Below are 20,244 nucleotides of genomic sequence, written 5' to 3' on the forward strand. Positions count from 1 at the left end.
CTGATGCCTGGCGTGTAGCGCCGAGGGAGACCATCGCGTCACCACGGGGACGAAGGAACCGCGGAGGAACAGGTTCGCCTCGATCAGGTGCTGAACGAGCCCGGCGACGGGCTGCGGTACGTGTACGACTACGGCGACGACTGGCAGCTCAGACTCCGCCTGGAGACGTCCCTGCCCGCCATGCCGGGCACTCCCCCGGCGGTGTGCGTGGACGGAAGGCGCGCTGCGCCACCGGAAGATTCACGATTCGAGTACATGAACGACGGCCTGGCCACGCTCGTCGAGGACCCGGACCGGTTCGAGCCCGCCGAGGTGAACGAGCTGCTCGAACGGCCCTGGTACGTGCTCCGCTCCCGTGGCGTGCACCCACGCCTGCTGGATCTGGTGAACATCCTCTCGATCACCAGCGACGGCGCCGAGCTCGGAGCCCGGCTCGCCGCCCTCCCCGACCCACCAGCCAAGCCGTCCGACGACGAGCTCCGCACCGCGTTCAGCGCCCACCTGTGGTTCCTCGACCAGGCCGGCGACGGCGGCATCCCACTCACCGCGGCGGGCTACCTGCGCCCGGCGGTCGTGGAGGAAGCCGCCACCTTGATCCCCGCGATGGCGAACTGGATCGGCAAAGGGAACCGCGAAGACCTCACCTACCCCGTGGCAGAGTTCCGCGAGTCGCTGGTCAAGCAGCTCAAGCTGCTGCGCAAGTACAAGGGAGCGCTGCACCTCACCCGGGCCGGCGCGGTGGCCCGCGACCGTCCGGCGGTGCTGTTCGACCACCTCACCGCATCGATCACCCCGCCACAGGCGCGCGGGCGGTTCACCGTCGACGCCGACCTGCTCGTTCTCGCGTACGCGGCCGTCACCCCCGATGGCGAGCTACCCCTGGACCGCATCGCAGCGCACCTGACCGACCTCAAGTACCGGCACGACGACGGCCGGCCAATCGCCCGACACGTCCTCCATCAATACGAGGCCAATGTTCACGACGTCCTCGTCAACATTGCCGAACCGCCAACCGGACGTCGAGCACGGAGCCAGATCAGCGCGGTCGCGGCGGCGCTAGCCAATGCAGCCCTGGGTCGCTGAGGCCTATGGCCTCCCCCGGCTATGGCTTCGTTGTCTCCGCGCCCGCACACACCGTACGATTTGCCGGATTACCGGGACAGGGGGTGAGAGTCACCAACAGTCCCACAGGCAGTCCCCAAGACGGACCGCTAAGGCGACAGTTGGCTTTCAAAGCGGTCATTCTTCCTCGCGACGTCGCTGACGCGCGGCCAATTCTCGAAGCCGGTCCTGTCCACGGTCAACGGCCGCTTGCTCTTCTGCGCTGAGCCGCGGTGCCGGGACGTGCTGGCTGCGGTCCAGAAAACCTGCGAGGCGGTTGCTGCCCCGCGACGCCCTCTGTCTCAGATCTGCCTCGCGTCGGGCCCGCGCAGCAACTGGCTCCGTCACAGAGTGTGTAAGCGCCAGCGGTTCGGCGTAGTCCGCGCGCCATACGTCGATCCTGTAGTTCTCGACAGGCTCCTTGCCTACGAGGTCTCGCGCCCGTGCCCGACCCGAGGCACACACTCGGAGGCGGTACCAGCCAGGACCCGAGAGATCGATAATTCGGCTGGGTGATGATGCGTCGCCGAACCCGCCGATGAAGGCAGGCTGATTCACGGCGAAGATGCTGAACTCGGCGGCGTCGTCCGACCCGGCCAGCTCCACAGGTGGTGGGCCGTCGTGCGTGGCGAGCGTGACGCTCACTGGCCCCATGGAGATTCCTGTGCGAATTACCGGAGCTCGCACCAGATGCACGTTTCCAGGACCCTCAGGAGCGGGAACGACGGAACGAACCTCGGGTCCAGCCTCGGCATCCAGGACGAGCTGAGCGATCACACCAGGATCGGCGGGCGGCAGCCACGCGCACCCGTGCAGAGCGAGGCAGGATTCGCTGACTCGCGCCGTGTACGTGTGGCTGCCGCCTTCGTTGCTGTCGATCATCTGTTATCCGCTGAAGTTCACCCAGAAAGCGTCACCGTCGAGCACACGCTCTGGTCCGTACAGGCGGGTCTCCAGCTGGCTGCCGGCACCCGAGTTGTTCGTGGCGTCGATCATGCACGAACTGTATCCACTCGATCCGGTCACGCCGGTCGGAAGCTGTGGAATCCCACACCAGTCGAAGGTGCGACCCGTGCCTCCGCCAGTTGACGCCCCCTCGTACGTGGATGCGAAGGGGTACTCGTCGCAGGACTTCCCGGCCGGACGGGTATACGCGTCCGGACATGCTCGGTCACGATTGGCCTGTTGCAGCGCGTCGTCCATCAGGCGGTGCAGAGGCTGCGAGCCGTCACCAAGATTCGCCCCCGGCAGACCACTGTTAATCGCGTCGATCAAGTGGTCACCGTAGTCGGGAAACTCCCAGTAGGCCCAGGTCATGGTCGGGGTCGCGAACGGGATCACACATCCGGCCACACGGTTGATCAACTCGCTGTCGCAGCGGATGTCAGCCGCGTTGTCGAACTGCCCCGAGACCCACTCCTGGCTCGTCGGGGCCCGAAAACTGAGCGTCCAGCTCGTGTTGCTCGTACCCTGACCGCCCGCGACGACGGGCCATTGCCACGTGGCTAGGCCGGAGGCCTCGTCGCCCACGGCTGTGAGCGCCTCAGGCACGAAGTCGACGTCCTCTTCCACGCACGGCCCGCTCGCGCACACAGGAACGCCCGCAACCTCGACTCCGACGGCTTCACCGGTCATGATGCTGGGCGCGACCGTAACTTGGTGCTGCCAAAAGTTCGAGTCGGGCGAGGTGACGATGTAGTCCGCGACGAGGAAGTTCATCAGGCCGACCACCGTGCTCACGCCATCACGAATCTGGTAGACGGTGAAGACGTGGCTGGAAATGACGCACCCGTTGTGACGAGTCACGTAGGTAACGCCGCTTGCACCGTGCTCGGTGCACCACTCCGGGATGGGATACGGGTCGAAGTCTGCGACGCCGCTCTTGAGGGACGGCAGTTCCTTGAGGTCCTGGTCCAGGGTGCGCAGGCAAGTCCAGGTGCCGTCATCGGCGACCGCAGAGCACTCCTCATCGTCTTCAGCGAGGGTTCGCGCGGCGTTGGCATCGATCGGCGTCGGCTCGCTCGAGACTTGCCAGCCCTCGCCTGCCGAGCTGACCCATGACGTGTCGACCTGGGTGAGCGGCAGGTCGGGAACATCACGGGGTACGCCTGCGGCAGGCTGGGCCACCAACATGCCCAGACTGGCGGCCATGAGCGTGCTCAACGCCGTGACCGCAGCTCTACGAAATCGTTGCTTCTGATGTGCCATGGCTTCTCCAAACTTTGTTGTTCGGGGCAACGCCGGAGGTACATAACAGGACAAAGCATCTCAATAGGATCAGGGGGTGAAACGTGCGCGTGGCGAGCCGAGCCCCCTGTCGCACGTGGTCGGTGTTTGTGGTCGCGGTCAGGCGGGACCTGTTGTGAACGCGATGTCATCAGGCACGCCCGCGAGATCAGGAGTGCCTGGTCACAGATCAGGACTCGGCGGGTACGGGCACTGGTCGAACCGGCCAATCGTCGATGGTGTGCTTGGTGGCGACTGCCCCTGTCACGTCCACCACGATCGCCGGCCCGGAACTCGGGCCCCGTGGCCAGCCACGTGCAGTTGTCTCAGGCGAGTCGTGCAGCTGCGGCCCCACCGACAGGCCGTCGGAACATTCCGATCGGCGGCGTAGCGCGACCTGTCACGTCTCCAGACCTAGCAGCCATGTGGCGATCTCGGCGACGCCATCGGCAGTCAGCCCCACAGACGGTTCGACCTGGAACAGCAGCGCAGGTCCCGGATGCTCCAGCTCGACGAACCAGCGGTCCATCTCCGTGATGACGTCATCGACCCACACGAACGGTCGGCCCGCCGCAACCCGGACCAGGGCGCGCGTCTTCCACCCCAGACTGTTCGGGTCGTGCTCGCCAAAGGGCGGCAGGTCCGCAACCGACAGCTCTGAGAGCCCGACCCGCGGCGCGATCACGTCGTTCGCGTCACCCATCCAGGCCGTCGCCCACATCAGGTCGCAACCCAGACCCAACAGGAGCGGGCCAAGGGCTGGATCGATGAAGTCAAGCTCCGGGCGCTGCGTGTCCGGGTTTTCCGGCTTGCCGTCGCGGGGTTGAGGAAGCATCCCGGGTCCGCCGAACGGCAACAGGGTTCCGTCGACGTCGAGGAACAGCAGCGGGCGGGCAACAGGCACGCCCGCACGATAGCGGCCTGCACGCATGGCCGGCACCCGGCGTACGTCTACCTTCCAGATCGTGGGAGGCGCACGATGCGCGAGGACACTTGCAGCCCGGCTGATTCCCCGACCTCCGAACGCACCTGACGGTCACGACGATTCCGCTCGTGCAAAGCTGTGCGCATGGACGCTCCTGGTCCCCGGCGCGCTTGGTTGCTGATGACCACCGACGGCGGGTCGCTCTATGACGATCAGCTCGGCATCGAGTACCTGTACGACAGCAAGGTCCAGAACCACAAGCGCCTACAGGTGGGCGACCCGATCGCGCTGTGGGACGGTGCAAGGCTCCTCGGCATCTCGGTGATCGAGCAGATCGAGAAAGCTCCTGGCACCAAGACAATGCATCGGTGCCCCAAATGCGGAAAGACTCGCCCGAATCCGCCGTCGAAGGCTAAGCCACGGTTCCGGTGCTCGAACACCACGTGCAAGGCGGAGTTCGACGCGCCGCACCTGGAGCAGGTCGACGTGACGATGTACGCGGCTCGCTACGACGCTGCGTGGACGGCGCTGGACGGGCTTCTCGACGAGGGCGAGATCCGGACGTTCATCCTCAAGAGCGGCAGCTTCAACTCCGTCCGGGAGATCGAATGGCCCGCCTTTCTACAGGCGCTGGTAAGCAAGAACGCCCACCGGGCCCTCGACCGCGTGATCGCGCGTGTGCCAGACCTGTCGTGGCCGACGGCGACCGAACCGCACCTCGAACTCGTCCACGGCTTCGAGCACTCGATCGTTCGTGTCCGCCGGGGACAGCGGAAGTTCCGGGAACACATCCTCGCCAGCCAGGGAAACAACTGCGCCTTTACCGGCGCCGCTCCCCCGCGCGTTCTTGAAGCAGGACACCTGTACAGCTACGCCCAGCTCGGGGAGCACTTCGAGCACGGTGGGCTGATGCTACGCAGGGACATCCATCGGCTCTTCGACGATGGCCTGCTCGCGGTAGACCCCACGAGGCTCCGGATCGACGTCGCTTCCGACCTGGCCGAGTACCCCCAGTACGCCGGGCTCCACGACCAACCGCTCGCGACCCAACTCCGAACCGAGCAGGTCGAGTGGCTCGACAACCACTGGCACGAACACCGCGAGCTGTCCCTGCTCGATCGCTCCTGACGTCATCAGCGCCGGGGCGAGAGACCTGGGTGCTCGTTGGCAGATCCGCTGTGCCCGGCGAGTCTTTCGTCGGATACTTCGCGAGTGCCCGCTGACCTGCTGTCGGAGACGAGCGCGGTCACCCTGTTGGTGCCCACTGCCAATGTTGCCCCGGGAGTGAGCTGCATCGGGTAGTGCTGGTCACCGCGGTGTCCCAAGGCTTCCCGTGGGCAGCCATTCGACGTCCCAGCCGGCCTCGGTCACGCCGAGCTCGAATTCGCTCATGCCGGCGAACCACCAGTCACCGATCGTGACCAGCGAGCCTGGCTGCCCTTCGCAGATGAGCGCGATGATCGAGCCGCTCTCGTCCGCTTCGGCAACGACGAACTTGCCCATGTACGGGCCAACGGTGAAGCGGGCGTCTCGTCGACTCATCGAGCTCGCTGCAGGGATCGACATGTGCCTACCGCTCCACGTTCTGCGTGACAGCACCCTGACCGAACGCACGGTCGCGGAACGCCTGGAAGTCCGCCCACCCATCTCTGCCGCCGTCCTCGATGAACTCGCCGGACGAGCAGTCGAGCGCACGGCACCCCAGGACGTGTGCGGTCTCACGGACTACCTGGACGACGTCGTCCCCGCCGCCGCGCACGTGCAGCATGATCGACCGGACCGGGTCCTCAGCACCGATGTTGAACTCGACAGACCAGCCCGACCGCTCAAGGTCGCCCCACGCCGGGTCGCTCAGGTCCAGGTCCACGAACGCAGCCTGCAACCGGCTGAGAACCTCGGCGACCGACCCGAGCGATGCTGGCTCGTAGTCGCGTGGGATCTCCTCGATCGTGATCCCGGGCGGTGCGTTGAAAAGGCTGATGTCCCAGCTCATGGTGCGGCTCCTTCTCGATGTCTCGCAACGACACGCACCGTAGCGGTACCCGCCGACATTCCCGCTGAAGTCGATGTCGGCAAGCGCGAGGTTCACTTCCACCGTGAACACGTTCTGTGGCGCGACGTGGAGCGAGCGTGTCGGGGCAGGTCTCGGAGTCGCTGTTGATAGTGATCAGACGCAGTCCCAGGTAAGGCGGCCTTCGAGTGTGTCGTGGGAGAGGAAGACGTAGGCGGTGCCGCCGCCGAAGTTCAGGGCGTACGGGTCGTCGTCGGTTCCTTCGGCGCCGTCGAGCTGGAGAAAGAACCGCCACGACATGGCGCCGGGCGGGACCGACGGGAGGTGCGGCTGCCAGAACACCGGTGTGCCACCGACGTAGCTGCGGGTCGTGTCGGCGCTGTCGTCGACCTCTTCGTACGGGTCGGGGTACAGCCCGCGCCGCTCGGCATCGCCTTCTGCGGCCTTCGCGTCGAGGAAGCCGTCCGTAGCCCGGTCCAGGGAGGTGAGGTCGACGGACAGCTCGACCGGTACCTCGTCATCCCAGGTGGTCCCTCGGGTCCACAGCGTGGGACCGGTGGCAGCATCTACGGTACGCACGACGTCGGGAACGCGGCCGCCGGGTTGGATGATGACGGCGTTCTCGCCCGCCTCGGGGTCCCAGGTCTCGCGCAGCCCGGGGTCCTCGGCCGTCATGAACAGGTACGCGATCCGGCCATCACTCTGCGGAACGGGAAACTGCCCGATGAACATCATGAGGGCACCGTCGGTCCGCGACAGCGGCCACCGCGGCGCTTCGAGCCAGACCGGCTGTCCCCCCAGCTTCGCATCGGGCGTGGTGATGGGTTCTGCGGCGGGACGGAAGGACATCCCCAGGCGCGGGGTGAGCCACGCATCGCACGCGCCGGCGACCGTACTGGTGAGCTGCTGCACGGACGCAATCCTGCCGCAAGCGTGAAACCCTTTCGGCGCTCGGGGCGATGCTCAGGCGCGACCCATGGTGCCCAGCCACAGGGCATGTGCGTCAGTAGCGTTCACCTGCGGATGGCGCAGGCCAACTTCTCGATGGGTTTGATCGTCGTGCAGGGAGATTCAAGGAAGTGACGCAGCCTCCGCCGTCATCCAATGTCCCTGCACACGACCACACCACGCTTCGCTGGGCCGGCGGTTGCAGGCGCCAAAGTTCTATTCGTATCCGGTCGCCCGCACCAGGATTTCAGCGACGTCGGCCCACGACGGTTGCCGTCCATACCTACCGCTGTCGAGAACACCATCGGGACACGCCCGATTCGCGCTCCCGCGGCTACGTACAGTTCCGGCTGCTGAGATCAGGGACCCGGGACTACGGATAGCGTTGGAACGTGCCTGCAATCGATCCGGACAGTTTGCTTAACGCCCTCATAACGAGCGTGGCAGTACGAGTCTCGGAACCAGGGAGCGATCCCTATGGCATCGGGATGGACACGTTGGGCGACGTGTATCGCCTCGTTCCCGCCACCGCGACACATGCGGACGCGGCTTACATCCTCTGGGCAGAACTCACTGACATTGATGACGCCCCGCGAGTGAGCGCGCCGAAGCTGGCAGCCGAACTGACCAGGCTTGCTGCCCGTGAATGGCTTGACGTCGACACCGCCGACCGGAACTCGGTCAGCGCTTACTTCCTTCGCTGGGCCAGCCCTATGTTGTTGACGCGAGAACTCTTCGACAGGCCCGACGCCGACTGCGCGTGGCGCGCTGAGTACTACGCCTACCTGGAGCGAGAAATTCAACGCGTGCTACGCGTGCACGACGAGCGGATCCCAGCACCCGACCGTGACGCGACCACGGAATACCTCGCGGTGGCTGAGTACGGCCTCGCCCTCGAACACATCACCCATGCCCTCAGCGAGCATGAGATAGCAACAACCGAGCGTGACTTGCGTCGACTCCGTTGGATCACCGAGCTGATGGGCAGCGAGCACGCCCAACGCGACATCGCAACGATCCCCGTCATCGCAGACTGACCAGCCACCGGTCATCAAGTCCCGACGCTCGTCTCAGGAGCAGGGCGTCGTGCCCATGACGTCCGATCCGCACCCTCCCACCAGTCCGGGATCGGCCGCTCGTACAGGATGACGATCGCCCAGTAGTACGCGTCCTCGTGCAAGACGATGTCTTCAGGGCCACTGAGATCCAGCCCTCCCCACTGGCAGTTCACCCTCGCGACCGCCTCCACGCGAGTGACTCCGTGCACGGTGACAAGTTCGTCCACGATCTCGTCGACAAGTTCGTAGGTCTCTGAGGACGTCGAAAATGTGAACTCAGCGCCAGCCCTAGTCACGATTGGCCTCGCTCCGCTTCCGCACCTTTGGATATTGATGGTGCTGCCAAGTAGCCGGTCGAACCATGCTGCCCGGGGCCGGCCGCGTCGAGCGTAACGCCTACAGTGTCCACACGATCAGCAAGACGACCAATATGGCAGTTCGGCATTCATCGTCCAGGGAGTTGGCTGCGCACCTACGGCATAGAGCCGGAACCCCGAAAGGAGCCCTCATGCCGCACGTCAGCCCACCACCCACCCATCCCACCCGCCTGGTCCCACTGGCCGACGCCGCCGAGTACTTTCACGTGTCCGTCAAGACGCTGCGTCGCCGAATCGCAGATGGCACCATCGCGGGCTACCGAGTAGGCCGGCTCATCCGGGTCGACCTCGATGAACTGACACAGAGCCTTATTGTCGCGATCCCATCAGCGCGTTCCGCGTGAGCCCCGGACCGATCGCGGCAGCGCGCACCTTGCGACCACAGTGGCTGGGCCTCCTCGCGAAGGAGGCCCAGCCACTCGAGCATCAAGCAGCCCTGTTCCTTTCGGAATTCGCGCGCTCCTTCTCCAGCCGGATCTCCTCCCCCGCCGTCACACTCATTCGCGCAGCGAGCTCGATATCCCGAGCCATCGTCGCCTTCTGGTACCGCAGCACTACCGTCACGTCGGAGTGTCCGCCTCGACGCATGAGCTCAGCCAGGGTCGCTCCCTCCTGCGCGATCCGGGTCAGCCCGGTGTGCCTCAGGTCGTGGAACCGATAACCGTCTGGAAGTCCCGCCACCGCGCCCCGAGCGACCGCCCAGATGCCGTTCCATCGCGACGCCGAGAGGTACTGGGTACCCCGCACTCGGCTCGGCACCACCGGCGCCGTCCGTCCCCGACCCACGTGCAGGTCGAGGTGCTCGCGCAGCCGCTCGATCATGAGCGGCGGGACCGACATCGACCGGTGGCCACTGTCCGACTTCGGGTCGGTGAGCTTGCCCGTGCTCCCGTTCTTCTGCCGCCGCACGTACAGAGTCGCGGCGGTCCGGTCGCTGTTCCAGACGATGTCGTGCCGCTGCAGTCCCAGCGCCTCCCCGCGGCGCAGCTGGCACCACGCGGCGAACAGCACGGCGATCCGCCACAGCTCCGGCACCGCCTCGTAGAGCGCGTCGACCTGGCTCGGCGTGGCGACGTCGTCCTCAGGCGTGTGGGCGTCGTTGTGCCGCACGGACTTCCGGGTCGGTGTCGACACGTCCGGCATCTTCCCGAGCAGCCCGTCACGCACCGCCGCCCGGAGGATCATCTTCAGCACGTCGACGGCGTCGCCGGCGATCCCGTTGTGCGGGGCGTCCTCCTTGAGCACCGAGGGCATGGCGACGAGCTTGATCACGAGAGCACGCACACGTTCGGTGTCGATCTCCCGCACCTTCACGTCCCCGAGCGGCCCCATGAGGTAGTTGCGCACCCGCCCTCGGTACGCGAGCACGGTCCCCGGTCGGCGCAGCTTGCCACCCTTGCCGGGCTCGGTCGCGATGCGTTCCAGCCACCGCTCGGCGTACTCGCGGAACGTCACGTCCCGCGCGGCCGCAGCCTCCGCAGCGGCCCGGCGCCGTCGGACAGCCTCGTCGGGCGGGAGCCACTCCCCTCGGCTGATCGCGGCGTGCACCCCGTTGAGCCACTCGCGTGCGTCCCCCTTGGTGAGGAACGTCAGTGGCTTGTCGTCCTCGGTCCGCGCCGAGTAGGTCTTGTCGTCCGGCCCCGTGTAGCGGGCCTGCCAGCGCTTCGAGGGCAGCCTCCGCAGGCTCCCCCACGCCTCGCGACGCTGCCTGGCCGTCGTATCGCTCCTCGTCATCCCCATCGGTCAACCTCCTGGTTCGTGTCCGTCGTCGTGCCATCCCCGTGCCATAAGTGGTGGGAATTTCGGACCGTTCACGTCCATAGGTGTCCACGACACCCCGGCACGCGAAGAGGCCCGGAACCGCGGAATTCCGCGGATCCGGGCCTCTGACCAGGTTCGACTCCCGAGAAACCGGGAGACTGGTCTCAGAAGTTGATCATGTGCCCAGCAATACCGTGCACCGTCTCCTGCACCGACTCCGACAGCGTCGGGTGGGTGTGCACGTTGCGCGCCACCTCGTCTGCGGTGAGGTCCCACTTCTGCGCGAGCGTCAGCTCGGGCAGCAGCTCGGAGACGTCCGGGCCGATCATGTGGGCGCCCAGGATCTCGTTGTACTTGGCGTCGGCGACGAGCTTGACGAAGCCCGTGGTGTCGCCGAGGCCGTGCGCCTTGCCGTTGGCCATCGTCGGGAAGGACGACACCTTGACGTCGTAGCCCTCGTCGCGAGCCTGCTGCTCGGTGAGGCCGAAGGACGCGACCTGCGGGGAGCAGAACGTGGCGCGCGGCATCATCCGGTAGTCACCCAGCGGCTGCGTCTCGGCACCGGCGATCGTCTCGGAGGCGACGACACCCTGCGCCTCGGCGACGTGCGCCAGCATGAGCTTGGCGGTGACGTCACCGATGGCGTAGATGTGCGGCACGTTGGTGCGCATGTACTCGTCGATGGCGATGGCGCCGCGGTCGGTGAGCTCCACGCCCGTGTTCTCGAGGCCGAACCCGCTGACGTTGGGCGCGAAGCCGACGGCCATGAGGACCTTGTCGACCACGAGCTCGCCCGGCTTGTCGTCCTTGACGCCCTTGTAGGAGACGGTGACCGACGAGCCGTCGTCCTTGACGGTCTGGACGGCGGTCGAGGTCAGGAGCTTGATGCCGAGCTTCTTGTACTGCTTGGCGATCTCCTTGGAGACGTCGGCGTCCTCGTTCGGCAGCGCACGGTCGAGGAACTCGATGATCGTGACGTCCACGCCGTAGTTCTTCAGGACGTAGCCGAACTCCATGCCGATGGCGCCGGCGCCGACGATCGCGATCGACTTGGGCAGCTCTCGCGTGAGGATCTGCTCCTCGTAGGTCACGACGTTCGAGGACAGCTCGACGCCCGGCAGCAGGCGCACCTCGGAACCCGTCGCGATGATGGCGTTGTCGAAGGTCACGGTCTCGGTGCCGCCCTTGTTGAGGGCCACCTCGATGGTGTTCGCGTCGCGGAACGTGCCGCGGCCGTCGAGCTCCGTGATCTTGTTCTTCTTCATCAGGAAGTGCACGCCCTTGACGCGGCCGCCGGCCACGTCGCGCGAGCGGTCGAATGCCTTGCCGAAGTCGAACGTGACGTCTCCGGTCATGCCGAAGAGGTCCTTCTGGTGGTTGAAGATGTGGGCCAGCTCAGCGTTGCGGAGCAGAGCCTTGGAAGGGATGCAGCCCACGTTGAGGCAGACACCACCCCAATACTTCTCCTCGATGATCGCAACGGACTTACCGAGCTGGGCAGCGCGGATCGCGGCGACGTAGCCGCCGGGGCCCGCACCGAGGAGTACGACGTCGTAGTGGGAAGCCATGGGACTAGGGTATTAGTGTGCGCGAATCGTGGTGACGTGACTTCGGTCTCGTTACCGCTACGACCTCGGCGAGCCTGTCCCATCGAACCGGACACGGGCCCGCGCGGCGCCCTCAGCGCACGCTGTCGACGCCCAGGTTCGCCAGGGCGTCGGCCCGCTCGTTGCCCGGGTCGCCGGCGTGACCCTTGACCCAGACCCAGCTGACCTGGTGCTCGGCCACCTCGGCGTCGAGCTCCTGCCACAGGTCCACGTTCTTGACCGGCTGCTTGGACGCCGTCTTCCAGCCGTTGCGCTTCCAGCCCTTGATCCAGGTCTTCATGCCGTTCATCACGTACGACGAGTCGACGTGGATGATGACCGTGCTGGGACGCTTGAGCGCCCGCAGCGCCTCGACCACGGCCTTGAGCTCCATGCGGTTGTTCGTGGTGACCTTCTCACCGCCGAACAGCTCCTTCTCGTGCTCGCCGAAGCGCAGCAGCGCGCCCCATCCGCCCAGGCCCGGGTTCCCCTTGCAGGCCCCGTCGGTCCACATCTCCACAGTGCCCTGCAGGGCCGTGTCACTCTCGGTGCTGCTGGTCTCCACTGTGCTGATGCTCTCGGTCTTGGTGCTCTCGACGGCGCTGGTCACCGCCTCACCCTAATGGTGTCAGTGGCTCGGCGTAGCGTGGTGGACGACGTCGGACGAGCACTCTGCGCCACTCGGAGGAACGGTATGAAGTTCGGATTCATCAGCAGCTTCGGCACGATCGACCAGCATGTCGCTCTCGCACGCGAGACCGAGGAGCACGGCTGGGACGGCTTCTTCACCTGGGATGCGATCAGCATGGACGGCGAATGGGCCATGCCGGTCTACGACCCGTTCTCGGTCCTCGCCGCCGCTGCCGCCGTCACGGAGCGCATCACGCTCGGCGCGATGGTGTTCGCGATCCCCCGGCACCGCCCGTGGGAGCTCGCGCAACGCGCGCTCACCGTGGACCGCCTGTCCGGCGGGCGCCTGGTGCTGCCCGTGGGCGTCGGCGTGACCGACGACCGTGGCTTCACCTCCGTCCCGGGCCAGGCGACGGGCCTGAAGGAGCGGGCGGCCCAGCTGGACGAGACGCTGGCCTGGCTCGAGAAGTCCTGGTCCGGGGAAGCCTTCGAGTTCCGCGGGGAACACATCAACACCGGCCCGTTCCGCTTTCCCGAGCAGCCGGTGAACGGCCGTATCCCGGTGTGGCCGGTCGGCGTCTGGGACGCGGAGCGACCGCCCGCCAAGAACCTGCGGCGAACGCTGCGCTGGGACGGGATAGTCCCGCAGCTGCGCGGCACGGCGGACGACCTGACGACGGAGGACATCACCGGACTGGTCGACTGGCTCACGGCACACCGGTCTGACCAGGCCGGGACGGACGGCACGGAGAGCTCCGGTGCCGACCGGCCGTTCGAGATCATCCTGCAGGGCAAGCTCTCGACCGACCCCGCCGAGGCCGCCGAGCAGGCCCGCATCATGGCCGACGCGGGCGTCACCTGGTGGATCGAGTCGTGGTGGGACCCCTCGAAGGACTCGCCGGAGTCTCTCCTCGAGAAGGTGCGCCAAGGACCGCCCGCTATCTGATCCACCGCTTCCACTCCGCGGAATCCCTCTTCCATTTGTGTCCATCTTGTGCTTAGTGTCCCTGGGCAACGGATCCCGAGCCACGGGACCGGACGCACTGGGAGGCTGCATGTCTAGGAACGCCCGACCTGACCTGAAGCACGACACCAAGCGACGTTGGACGGCAGCCGCCGCCGGCTCCGCCCTCGCCCTGGGCACCTGCCTCGTGCCGCTCGCGGCGGCGCCGGCGGTTGCCCTCCCTCCCGAGTCCCACTGCGGGACGGAGCCCGGCAACAACAACGACGGTTTCGTGAACCACACCCAGCTCACCCGGTCGCTCGACCGGATCGAGTCGACGTCCGGCGGCGAGGTGGACGTCGAGGTTGCCGGCCACAGCAACCAGGGTCGCGAGATCTACACGGCTCGGGTCGGGCACGGCGACACGGTCGTGCTCGTCGAGTCGCAGATCCACGGCAACGAGAACCACGGCACCGAGGCGCTGCTGGACCTGCTGGGCTTCTGGGGTGGCAACAGCCCGGCCGCCGCAGCGATCCGCGACGAGGTGACGATCGTCGCCGTGCCCCGCCTCAACGTGGACGGCGGGGAGCGCGACACCCGCCAGAACGAGATGACGTGGGAGGACGCCGTCGCGGACTTCCCGCAGCTCGAGGGTTCGGCTCCCTCCTGGAACTACAACGCGAACGTCGGCGGCTTCGACATCAACCGCGACTACCACCCCGACCTCGACTACGTGCCCGACCCGGCAGACTTCCCGGGCACCAGCGCCGACACCGGCTGGTACATCACGCCGGAGGCGCAGACGCTGCGTGAGGTCTACCGCGGGCTCGAGGGCGAGTTCGGCACCGTCGACTACTTCGTGGACCTGCACAACCAGTGGTCGTGCTACGCCACGGAGGACATGGAGAACATGTCGCCGCTGTCGATCTCGGCGCGGTTCATCGCCGACCCGAGCGAGTTCGGGGAGTGGCCGAAGTTCGACTACGACCACTCCCGCCGCGCCAACGTGGCCGTCTACGAGGCGCTGCAGGGCCGCGGCGAGGCAGGGTTCGGCGACGTCACGCTCTACCCGCAGGACACGAACCTGCCGGGCACGGCCCTCGGCGCGTTCGCGCTGCGGGGCAGTGCCACGGTGCTGTTCGAGACGTCGAGCCAGACGCAGTACGACGGTATGAAGCGCAACGGCATGCTGCGCAAGCAGATCGAGATCGGGTTGGGCGGCCTCGTGGAGTCCGTCGCGGACGGCTCGATCGACGGGCTCGACCCCGCGAGCTACGAGGACATCCCCGAGCGGGTGTTCCTGCCCGCGGACTGACGTCACTGCGCAGCGACCACGAAAGCGTCGTCGCCGCGTAGCACCGTCACCGCGTAGCACCGTCACCATGCAACGCCGAAGGGCCTGCACGGTCCTGGAGACAGGATCGTGCAGGCCCTTCGGGGTTCCCGGACGCTCAGGCGGCCGGTCGCGGGTCAGCGTCGCCCGGTCAGACCGGGCGGGCCGCCTCGATCTCCACGGACGGCAGGTGCCGCGCCGGCAGGGTCTTCGGGCGCCACGACGCCCTGGTCTCCTCGAACGCGGTGATCTTGTCCTCCTGCTGCAGGGTGAGCCCGATGTCGTCGAGCCCCTCCATGAGCCGCCAGCGCGTGTAGTCGTCGATCTGGAACGGCACGGTGACCTCGTCGGCGGTCGCCGTCTTCGCCTCCAGGTCCACCGTGACCTCGGTACCAGGCTTGGTCTCGAGGATCTTCCAGAGGATCTCGATGTCCTCGGGCGAGACGATGCCGGTGACGAGGCCCTGCTTGCCCGAGTTGCCGCGGAAGATGTCGGCGAACCGGGAGGACAGCACGACCCGGAAGCCGTAGTCCTTGAGGGCCCAGACGGCGTGCTCACGCGAGGAGCCGGTGCCGAAGTCGGGCCCGGCCACGAGCACGGACCCGTTCGAGTACGCCTCCTGGTTCAGCACGAACGACGGGTCGCCGCGCCAGGCGGCGAACAGCGCGTCCTCGAACCCGGTACGCGTGACCCGCTTGAGGTACACGGCGGGGATGATCTGGTCGGTGTCCACGTTGCTGCGCCGCAGCGGGACGCCGACGCCGGTGTGGGTGTGGATCTTCTCCATGGTCTGTGCTCCTCTCAGCGCAGCGCGGGCTGGCCGGCAGCGGATCCGCTCGGGGCGGACCCGATCGCGACGGGAATGGGCAGGTCGACGACGGACTCGCCCAGCGGGGACGCGCCCACACCGTCGAGCGGCGTGCCGTCGAAGGTGGTGATGTCGATCTCGTGCGGCAGGTCGAGGTCGGCGACGCTCGACAGCGTGCCCCGGATCGCCGTCGCGGCGGCGACCAGCGGCGAGACCAGGTGGGTCCGGCCGCCCTTGCCCTGCCGGCCCTCGAAGTTGCGGTTCGACGTCGACGCCGAACGCTCCCCCGGGGCGAGCTGGTCCGGGTTCATGCCCAGGCACATGGAGCACCCGGCGTTGCGCCACTCGGCGCCGAACTCCTTGAAGATCACGTCGAGGCCCTCGGCCTCGGCCTGCAGCCGCACCCGGGCCGAGGACGGGACCACCAGGACGCGCAGGGACTCGGCCTTCTTACGGCCCTTGACCACCTTGGCGACGGACCGCAGGTCCTCGATGCGCCCGTTGGTGCAGGAGCCGATGAACACCGTGTCCACGGGGATGTCACGCAGCGGCGTGCCGGCGGTCAGGCCCATGTACTCGAGCGCCTTGGCGGCGGTCTCGCGCTCACCCTCGTCGGCGATGTCCGCCGGGACGGGCACGGACGCCGACAGCGGCAGGCCCTGACCCGGGTTGGTACCCCAGGTGACGAACGGCTCCAGATCGGCCGCCTCGAGCACCACCTCGGCGTCGAACTCGGCGTCGTCGTCGGTGCGCAGGGTCTTCCAGTACTCGATCGCGGCGTCCCAGTCCTCGCCCTCCGGCGCGTGGGGACGGCCCTTGAGGTACTCGAAGGTGGTCTCGTCCGGCGCGATCATGCCCGCGCGGGCGCCCGCCTCGATCGACATGTTGCAGATGGTCATGCGGGCTTCCATGGACAGCGCCCGGATGGCCTCGCCGCGGTACTCGAGCACGTAGCCCTGCCCGCCGCCGGTGCCGATCTTGGCGATGATCGCCAGGATGATGTCCTTGGAGGTCGTGCCCGCGGGCAGCGTCCCGTTCACCGTGATCGCCATCGTCTTGAACGGCGCCAGCGGGAGCGTCTGGGTGGCGAGCACGTGCTCCACCTCGGACGTGCCGATGCCGAACGCAAGAGCGCCGAATGCGCCGTGCGTCGAGGTGTGCGAGTCACCGCACACCACGGTGAGACCGGGCATGGTCAGCCCCAGCTGCGGGCCGACCTGGTGCACGATGCCCTGGTCGGCGTCGCCGAGGCTGTGCAGCCGGACGCCGAACTCCTTGGCGTTGGCGCGCAGCGTGTCGATCTGCGTGCGGCTCGTCAGGTCGGCGATGGGCCGGTCGATGTCGAGCGTGGGGGTGTTGTGGTCCTCGGTAGCGATGGTGAGGTCGGGGCGCCGCACCTGCCGTCCGGCGAGCCGCAGCCCCTCGAACGCCTGCGGGCTCGTGACCTCGTGCACCAGGTGCAGGTCGATGTAGAGAAGATCAGGCGAGCCACCTTCGCCTCGACGCACCAGGTGCGCTTCCCAGACCTTCTCCGCCAGCGTGCCGGCCATTGCGGTTCGCCTCCCTGTAACTACCTCTGTCAGAAACAACTTTGGGCCTCGACTTGCAATCTCACGTTCCGAGACGGCAATATCGCGGTATGGACGATACTAGCGGAGTCGGCGTCTTGGACAAGGCGGCGTCCGTCCTCGGGGCACTCGAGGCCGGACCGGCCACCCTGGCGCAGCTCGTCTCCTCGACCGGTCTGGCTCGCCCGACGGCGCACCGCCTGGCCGTTGCACTCGAGCACCACCGCCTCGTGGCACGGGACATGCAGGGCCGTTTTGTGCTGGGTCCACGCCTCAACGAACTGGCCACGGCCGCGGGCGAGGACCGCCTCCTGGCGGCTGCGAACCCCGTGCTCATCGCGCTGCGCGACCACACGGGCGAAAGCGCCCAACTCTACCGTAGGCAGGGCGACCACCGCGTGTGCGTCGCCGCCGCCGAGCGCCCGGTAGGCCTGCGCGACTCCATCCCCGTGGGGGCCACGCTCAGCATGAGCGCCGGCTCCGCGGCGCACGTCCTCCTCGCCTGGGAGGAGCCGGACCGCCTGCACCGCGGCCTGCGCGACGCGACCTTCACGGCAACGATCCTCTCCGGTGTCCGACGCCGGGGCTGGGCCCAGTCGGTCTCAGAGCGTGAGCTCGGCGTGGCGTCGGTGTCGGCGCCGGTGCGCGGACCGTCGGGCCGCGTCGTGGCCGCCGTCAGCGTCTCCGGACCCGTCGAGCGCCTCTCCCGGCAGCCCGGCCGGCTGCACTCCGCCGCCGTCGTCGCCGCGGCGAACAAGCTCACCGAGGTGCTGCACCGGTCCGGCGAGTAACCGGAACTCCATCGCGCTGCGTGCCGGCCGAGCCGCGCCGAGCCCGTGTCGAACCCGTGTCGAACCCGTGTCGAACCCGGGCCGGGCCCGGGCCGGCCGGCGTGGAGTGCGCACGGAGTGTGCGCTCGGTGAGCGCTCCGTGAGTGTTGGTTCGCCACGCCGAGCCAGGTGATTCCCCAGGTCCGGGTCATATCAGTAGTCTCTTGCGAGACGTGTGCACACCAGGGGCGCACGCACCAAACGTCGTGAGGAATCAGATGCCGCCCAAGGTGAAGCTCGTCATCATCTGGCTGGTCGTGATCTTCCTGCTCTACTCGGTGATCAACGACCCCGAGCGCTCCGCCGACGTCGTGCTGGCCCTCTGGGACGTCATCTGGGGAGCCATCGCAGCCATCGGCACGTTCTTCGAGGAGCTCTTCACCGGGTCCATCGGCCGCTGACCACGTAGGGTCGGCGGCGAGACCCGACCACCGGACCGGGCCGCCGGATCGAACCTGTCGGATCGATCCGCGGAGCACCCGGTCCGAGCCTTCGCACCGCAACCCACCGCATCCCCGGGGAGACCCGCATGAGCGCACCAGCGGACTTCGTCGTCCCCCACCGCGCACTGCAGCGGTACATCCTGGCGGACGAGAAGATCATCATCGCCACGCACCGGCACTGGGGGATGCTCTGGGAGCCGATCCTCACGGCGGCCGCTGCGTTCGTGCTGGCACTGGCCCTGCTCGTCGCCGTGGACCCCAACGTCCGGGACGACATGGGCTGGGTCTGGCTGCCGTTCGTCGTCCTGGGCGGGCGCCTGCTCTACAAGTGGCTGGAGTGGCGCGCCCGCTGGTTCGTCATGACCGACCGCCGGCTGCTGCTGCTCGACGGCTTCCTCGTCCACCGGGTGGCCATGATGCCGTCGGAGAAGGTGACCGACCTCGGGTACGAACGCACCCCGATGGGCCAGCTGCTCGGCTACGGCACCTTCATCTTCGAGACCGCGGGGCAGGACCAGGCCCTCGACCGGGTCACCTGGGTACCCCGGCCCGATGCCCGGTACCGGCTCATCATCGCGTCGCTCTTCCACCCGGACGCCGCCGACGCCGAGGCGGCCGCGCAGGCCAACCCGGACATCCGGCCGCAGGCGGTGCCGTCGATGGACTCACCCTCCGGCCCGCCGCCGCCCGCGCTCATGCCGCGGATCGGACGCCGCAGCAACCCGCCGACGCAGCGCATCGAGCTCCCGGTCGCCCGGGGCGGCGCCGCGCCGGGCAGCACGGCCGACGCGAACCCCGCCGGGGAGGGCGAGGAGCCCACGGGCCCCTCGTGGTCGTCGACGGGGAGCGCGACGGCGCCCACGACGCCGGGCAGCGCCACCTCCGGAACCACCGGCACCGGCACCGCCTCGTCGAGCGGCGCCCCGTCGGCCGGACGGACGAGCGACGGCCGCCACGGCGACCACGTGCCGGGCGGGGCCACCACCGCCGCGGACTCGTCCGAGGTGCGGCCCGAGCCGTTCATCGAGGGCGGCAAGGACCCGAAGATCCGCTGAGCCCGACCTGGGTGAGCCGGGCCCGAGCAGACGGGCCTGGCAGGGCCCGGTGGGCCCGGTGGGCCCGGTAGGCCCGACCCTGACACAGAACCTGCCCCAGCAACGGCGAAAGGCCCGGTCCGCGTGGACCGGGCCTTCCTGCTGTACCCCCAGTGGGATTTGAACCCGCGCTACCGCCGTGAGAGGGCGGCGTCCTAGGCCGCTAGACGATGGGGGCCAGAACGGATCCGTCGGCCGAAGCCGATGGACCTGCGTACCCCCAGCGGGATTTGAACCCGCGTTACCGCCGTGAGAGGGCGGCGTCCTAGGCCGCTAGACGATGGGGGCCTGAACTACCGGTTTGAGGACCGGTTGCCGGTGAGAACCGTAGCGCACCATGCGGCCGATTCGCATCGACTACGTGTGCGCTCTGCTCTGCGCTGGGGTACCAGGACTCGAACCTAGACTAAGTGAACCAGAATCACTCGTGCTGCCAATTACACCATACCCCATGGGGGTAACAGCCTCCCGGATACACCTGTTTCCTCCAGGCTTTCCGTGGGGGCCCTACCGCTGGAGAACACTACCTGACCTCGGACGGTGGGCAAAACGCAATGAGCGTGCTGTGGGTCACGCCCATGCGGACAGGCCTGTGAGAGGGC

The 20,244-nt window shown here is 67.7% G+C and carries 19 protein-coding genes, 3 tRNA genes and 1 pseudogene; 9 read left to right on the plus strand and 14 right to left on the minus strand.

Annotated features, from left to right (window positions below; genetic code table 11):
- Window positions 1-51 precede the first annotated feature (51 nt).
- Window positions 52-1,083: pseudogene (locus tag LUU90_RS09330) on the plus strand (plasmid pRiA4b ORF-3 family protein); the annotation flags it as partial.
- Between the two features lie 156 nt (window positions 1,084-1,239).
- Here the strand turns inward: LUU90_RS09330 and LUU90_RS09335 are convergent.
- The 3 genes from LUU90_RS09335 to LUU90_RS09345 form a co-directional block, all read right to left on the minus strand.
- A complete protein-coding gene (locus LUU90_RS09335) occupies window positions 1,240-1,983 on the minus strand; it encodes a hypothetical protein (RefSeq protein ID WP_275003105.1) in 744 nt (247 codons plus the stop codon).
- A gap of 3 nt (window positions 1,984-1,986) precedes the next feature.
- On the minus strand, window positions 1,987-3,309 hold the full coding sequence (locus LUU90_RS09340) for a NucA/NucB deoxyribonuclease domain-containing protein (RefSeq protein ID WP_275003106.1): 1,323 nt from the start codon (window positions 3,307-3,309) through the stop codon (window positions 1,987-1,989).
- 418 nt (window positions 3,310-3,727) lie between these two features.
- The gene (locus LUU90_RS09345; RefSeq protein ID WP_275003107.1) at window positions 3,728-4,231 is read right to left on the minus strand and encodes an HAD domain-containing protein; all 504 of its coding nucleotides are present in this window, start codon (window positions 4,229-4,231) and stop codon (window positions 3,728-3,730) included.
- Between the two features lie 201 nt (window positions 4,232-4,432).
- On the opposite strand from LUU90_RS09345, the gene LUU90_RS09350 reads away from it, so the two are divergent.
- Complete coding sequence (locus LUU90_RS09350) at window positions 4,433-5,380, plus strand: HNH endonuclease signature motif containing protein (RefSeq protein ID WP_275003108.1); 948 nt, start codon at window positions 4,433-4,435, stop codon at window positions 5,378-5,380.
- A 180-nt stretch (window positions 5,381-5,560) separates the two neighbouring features.
- Here the strand turns inward: LUU90_RS09350 and LUU90_RS09355 are convergent, their stop codons facing one another.
- The 3 genes from LUU90_RS09355 to LUU90_RS09365 form a co-directional block, all read right to left on the minus strand.
- Window positions 5,561-5,755 carry a hypothetical protein gene (locus LUU90_RS09355; protein WP_275003109.1) on the minus strand — a complete coding sequence of 65 codons (195 nt, stop codon included), beginning with the start codon at window positions 5,753-5,755 and terminating at the stop codon, window positions 5,561-5,563.
- A 67-nt stretch (window positions 5,756-5,822) separates the two neighbouring features.
- Window positions 5,823-6,245: a hypothetical protein gene (locus tag LUU90_RS09360; protein WP_275003110.1), complete on the minus strand. Its 423-nt coding sequence runs from the start codon at window positions 6,243-6,245 to the stop codon at window positions 5,823-5,825.
- 174 nt (window positions 6,246-6,419) lie between these two features.
- On the minus strand, window positions 6,420-7,175 hold the full coding sequence (locus LUU90_RS09365; protein WP_275003111.1) for a hypothetical protein: 756 nt from the start codon (window positions 7,173-7,175) through the stop codon (window positions 6,420-6,422).
- Window positions 7,176-7,603: 428 nt separating this feature from the next.
- On the opposite strand from LUU90_RS09365, the gene LUU90_RS09370 reads away from it, so the two are divergent.
- Both LUU90_RS09370 and LUU90_RS09375 read left to right on the plus strand, forming a co-directional pair.
- Entirely contained in the window at window positions 7,604-8,248 is a 645-nt protein-coding gene (locus LUU90_RS09370) for a MafI family immunity protein (RefSeq protein ID WP_275003113.1), read from the plus strand.
- A gap of 529 nt (window positions 8,249-8,777) precedes the next feature.
- The gene (locus LUU90_RS09375) at window positions 8,778-8,990 is read left to right on the plus strand and encodes a helix-turn-helix domain-containing protein (protein WP_275003114.1); all 213 of its coding nucleotides are present in this window, start codon (window positions 8,778-8,780) and stop codon (window positions 8,988-8,990) included.
- Between the two features lie 82 nt (window positions 8,991-9,072).
- Here the strand turns inward: LUU90_RS09375 and LUU90_RS09380 are convergent, their stop codons facing one another.
- From LUU90_RS09380 to rnhA, 3 genes are all read right to left on the minus strand, one after another.
- Entirely contained in the window at window positions 9,073-10,380 is a 1,308-nt protein-coding gene (locus tag LUU90_RS09380; RefSeq protein WP_275003115.1) for a tyrosine-type recombinase/integrase, read from the minus strand.
- A 191-nt stretch (window positions 10,381-10,571) separates the two neighbouring features.
- Entirely contained in the window at window positions 10,572-11,975 is a 1,404-nt protein-coding gene (gene lpdA, locus LUU90_RS09385) for a dihydrolipoyl dehydrogenase (protein ID WP_275003116.1), read from the minus strand.
- 112 nt (window positions 11,976-12,087) lie between these two features.
- Window positions 12,088-12,507, minus strand: a complete 420-nt coding sequence (gene rnhA, locus LUU90_RS09390) for a ribonuclease HI (protein ID WP_275003236.1) — start codon at window positions 12,505-12,507, stop codon at window positions 12,088-12,090.
- A gap of 180 nt (window positions 12,508-12,687) precedes the next feature.
- Between rnhA and LUU90_RS09395 the strand changes: the two genes are divergently transcribed.
- Both LUU90_RS09395 and LUU90_RS09400 read left to right on the plus strand, forming a co-directional pair.
- Entirely contained in the window at window positions 12,688-13,569 is an 882-nt protein-coding gene (locus tag LUU90_RS09395) for an LLM class flavin-dependent oxidoreductase (protein WP_275003117.1), read from the plus strand.
- Between the two features lie 109 nt (window positions 13,570-13,678).
- On the plus strand, window positions 13,679-14,881 hold the full coding sequence (locus LUU90_RS09400; RefSeq protein ID WP_275003118.1) for a M14 family zinc carboxypeptidase: 1,203 nt from the start codon (window positions 13,679-13,681) through the stop codon (window positions 14,879-14,881).
- A 169-nt stretch (window positions 14,882-15,050) separates the two neighbouring features.
- Here the strand turns inward: LUU90_RS09400 and leuD are convergent, their stop codons facing one another.
- The gene (leuD, locus tag LUU90_RS09405; RefSeq protein ID WP_275003119.1) at window positions 15,051-15,686 is read right to left on the minus strand and encodes a 3-isopropylmalate dehydratase small subunit; all 636 of its coding nucleotides are present in this window, start codon (window positions 15,684-15,686) and stop codon (window positions 15,051-15,053) included.
- 14 nt (window positions 15,687-15,700) lie between these two features.
- The gene (gene leuC, locus LUU90_RS09410; protein WP_275003120.1) at window positions 15,701-17,257 is read right to left on the minus strand and encodes a 3-isopropylmalate dehydratase large subunit; all 1,557 of its coding nucleotides are present in this window, start codon (window positions 17,255-17,257) and stop codon (window positions 15,701-15,703) included.
- Between the two features lie 89 nt (window positions 17,258-17,346).
- Between leuC and LUU90_RS09415 the strand changes: the two genes are divergently transcribed.
- From LUU90_RS09415 to LUU90_RS09425, 3 genes are all read left to right on the plus strand, one after another.
- Entirely contained in the window at window positions 17,347-18,066 is a 720-nt protein-coding gene (locus tag LUU90_RS09415) for an IclR family transcriptional regulator (RefSeq protein ID WP_026365378.1), read from the plus strand.
- 257 nt (window positions 18,067-18,323) lie between these two features.
- Window positions 18,324-18,506, plus strand: coding sequence for a hypothetical protein (locus tag LUU90_RS09420; RefSeq protein WP_275003121.1), 183 nt, complete (start codon window positions 18,324-18,326; stop codon window positions 18,504-18,506).
- Between the two features lie 128 nt (window positions 18,507-18,634).
- Entirely contained in the window at window positions 18,635-19,603 is a 969-nt protein-coding gene (locus tag LUU90_RS09425) for a PH domain-containing protein (RefSeq protein ID WP_275003123.1), read from the plus strand.
- A gap of 144 nt (window positions 19,604-19,747) precedes the next feature.
- Here LUU90_RS09425 and LUU90_RS09430 read toward each other — a convergent pair.
- The 3 genes from LUU90_RS09430 to LUU90_RS09440 all read right to left on the minus strand — a co-directional run bounded on the left by LUU90_RS09430 (window position 19,748) and on the right by LUU90_RS09440 (window position 20,094).
- A tRNA-Glu gene (locus tag LUU90_RS09430) sits at window positions 19,748-19,820 on the minus strand.
- 37 nt (window positions 19,821-19,857) lie between these two features.
- Window positions 19,858-19,930: transfer RNA gene (locus LUU90_RS09435), tRNA-Glu, on the minus strand.
- A 92-nt stretch (window positions 19,931-20,022) separates the two neighbouring features.
- Window positions 20,023-20,094 (minus strand) — tRNA-Gln (locus tag LUU90_RS09440).
- Window positions 20,095-20,244: the final 150 nt, after the last annotated feature.

Origin of the sequence: Promicromonospora iranensis (assembly GCF_028994775.1) — a bacterium.
Lineage (GTDB): Bacteria > Actinomycetota > Actinomycetes > Actinomycetales > Cellulomonadaceae > Promicromonospora > Promicromonospora iranensis_A.

Coding starts and splice junctions, on each gene's coding strand:
- LUU90_RS09335 (WP_275003105.1), bottom strand. CDS start 1,983: ATGATCGACAGCAACGAAGGCGGCAGCCACACGTACACGGCGCGAGTC.
- LUU90_RS09340 (WP_275003106.1), bottom strand. CDS start 3,309: ATGGCACATCAGAAGCAACGATTTCGTAGAGCTGCGGTCACGGCGTTG.
- LUU90_RS09350 (WP_275003108.1), top strand. CDS start 4,433: ATGACCACCGACGGCGGGTCGCTCTATGACGATCAGCTCGGCATCGAG.
- LUU90_RS09355 (WP_275003109.1), bottom strand. CDS start 5,755: ATGGGCAAGTTCGTCGTTGCCGAAGCGGACGAGAGCGGCTCGATCATC.
- LUU90_RS09360 (WP_275003110.1), bottom strand. CDS start 6,245: ATGAGCTGGGACATCAGCCTTTTCAACGCACCGCCCGGGATCACGATC.
- LUU90_RS09375 (WP_275003114.1), top strand. CDS start 8,778: ATGCCGCACGTCAGCCCACCACCCACCCATCCCACCCGCCTGGTCCCA.
- LUU90_RS09380 (WP_275003115.1), bottom strand. CDS start 10,380: ATGACGAGGAGCGATACGACGGCCAGGCAGCGTCGCGAGGCGTGGGGG.
- lpdA (WP_275003116.1), bottom strand. CDS start 11,975: ATGGCTTCCCACTACGACGTCGTACTCCTCGGTGCGGGCCCCGGCGGC.
- rnhA (WP_275003236.1), bottom strand. CDS start 12,507: ATGTGGACCGACGGGGCCTGCAAGGGGAACCCGGGCCTGGGCGGATGG.
- LUU90_RS09395 (WP_275003117.1), top strand. CDS start 12,688: ATGAAGTTCGGATTCATCAGCAGCTTCGGCACGATCGACCAGCATGTC.
- LUU90_RS09400 (WP_275003118.1), top strand. CDS start 13,679: ATGTCTAGGAACGCCCGACCTGACCTGAAGCACGACACCAAGCGACGT.
- leuD (WP_275003119.1), bottom strand. CDS start 15,686: ATGGAGAAGATCCACACCCACACCGGCGTCGGCGTCCCGCTGCGGCGC.
- leuC (WP_275003120.1), bottom strand. CDS start 17,257: ATGGCCGGCACGCTGGCGGAGAAGGTCTGGGAAGCGCACCTGGTGCGT.
- LUU90_RS09415 (WP_026365378.1), top strand. CDS start 17,347: ATGGACGATACTAGCGGAGTCGGCGTCTTGGACAAGGCGGCGTCCGTC.
- LUU90_RS09420 (WP_275003121.1), top strand. CDS start 18,324: ATGCCGCCCAAGGTGAAGCTCGTCATCATCTGGCTGGTCGTGATCTTC.
- LUU90_RS09425 (WP_275003123.1), top strand. CDS start 18,635: ATGAGCGCACCAGCGGACTTCGTCGTCCCCCACCGCGCACTGCAGCGG.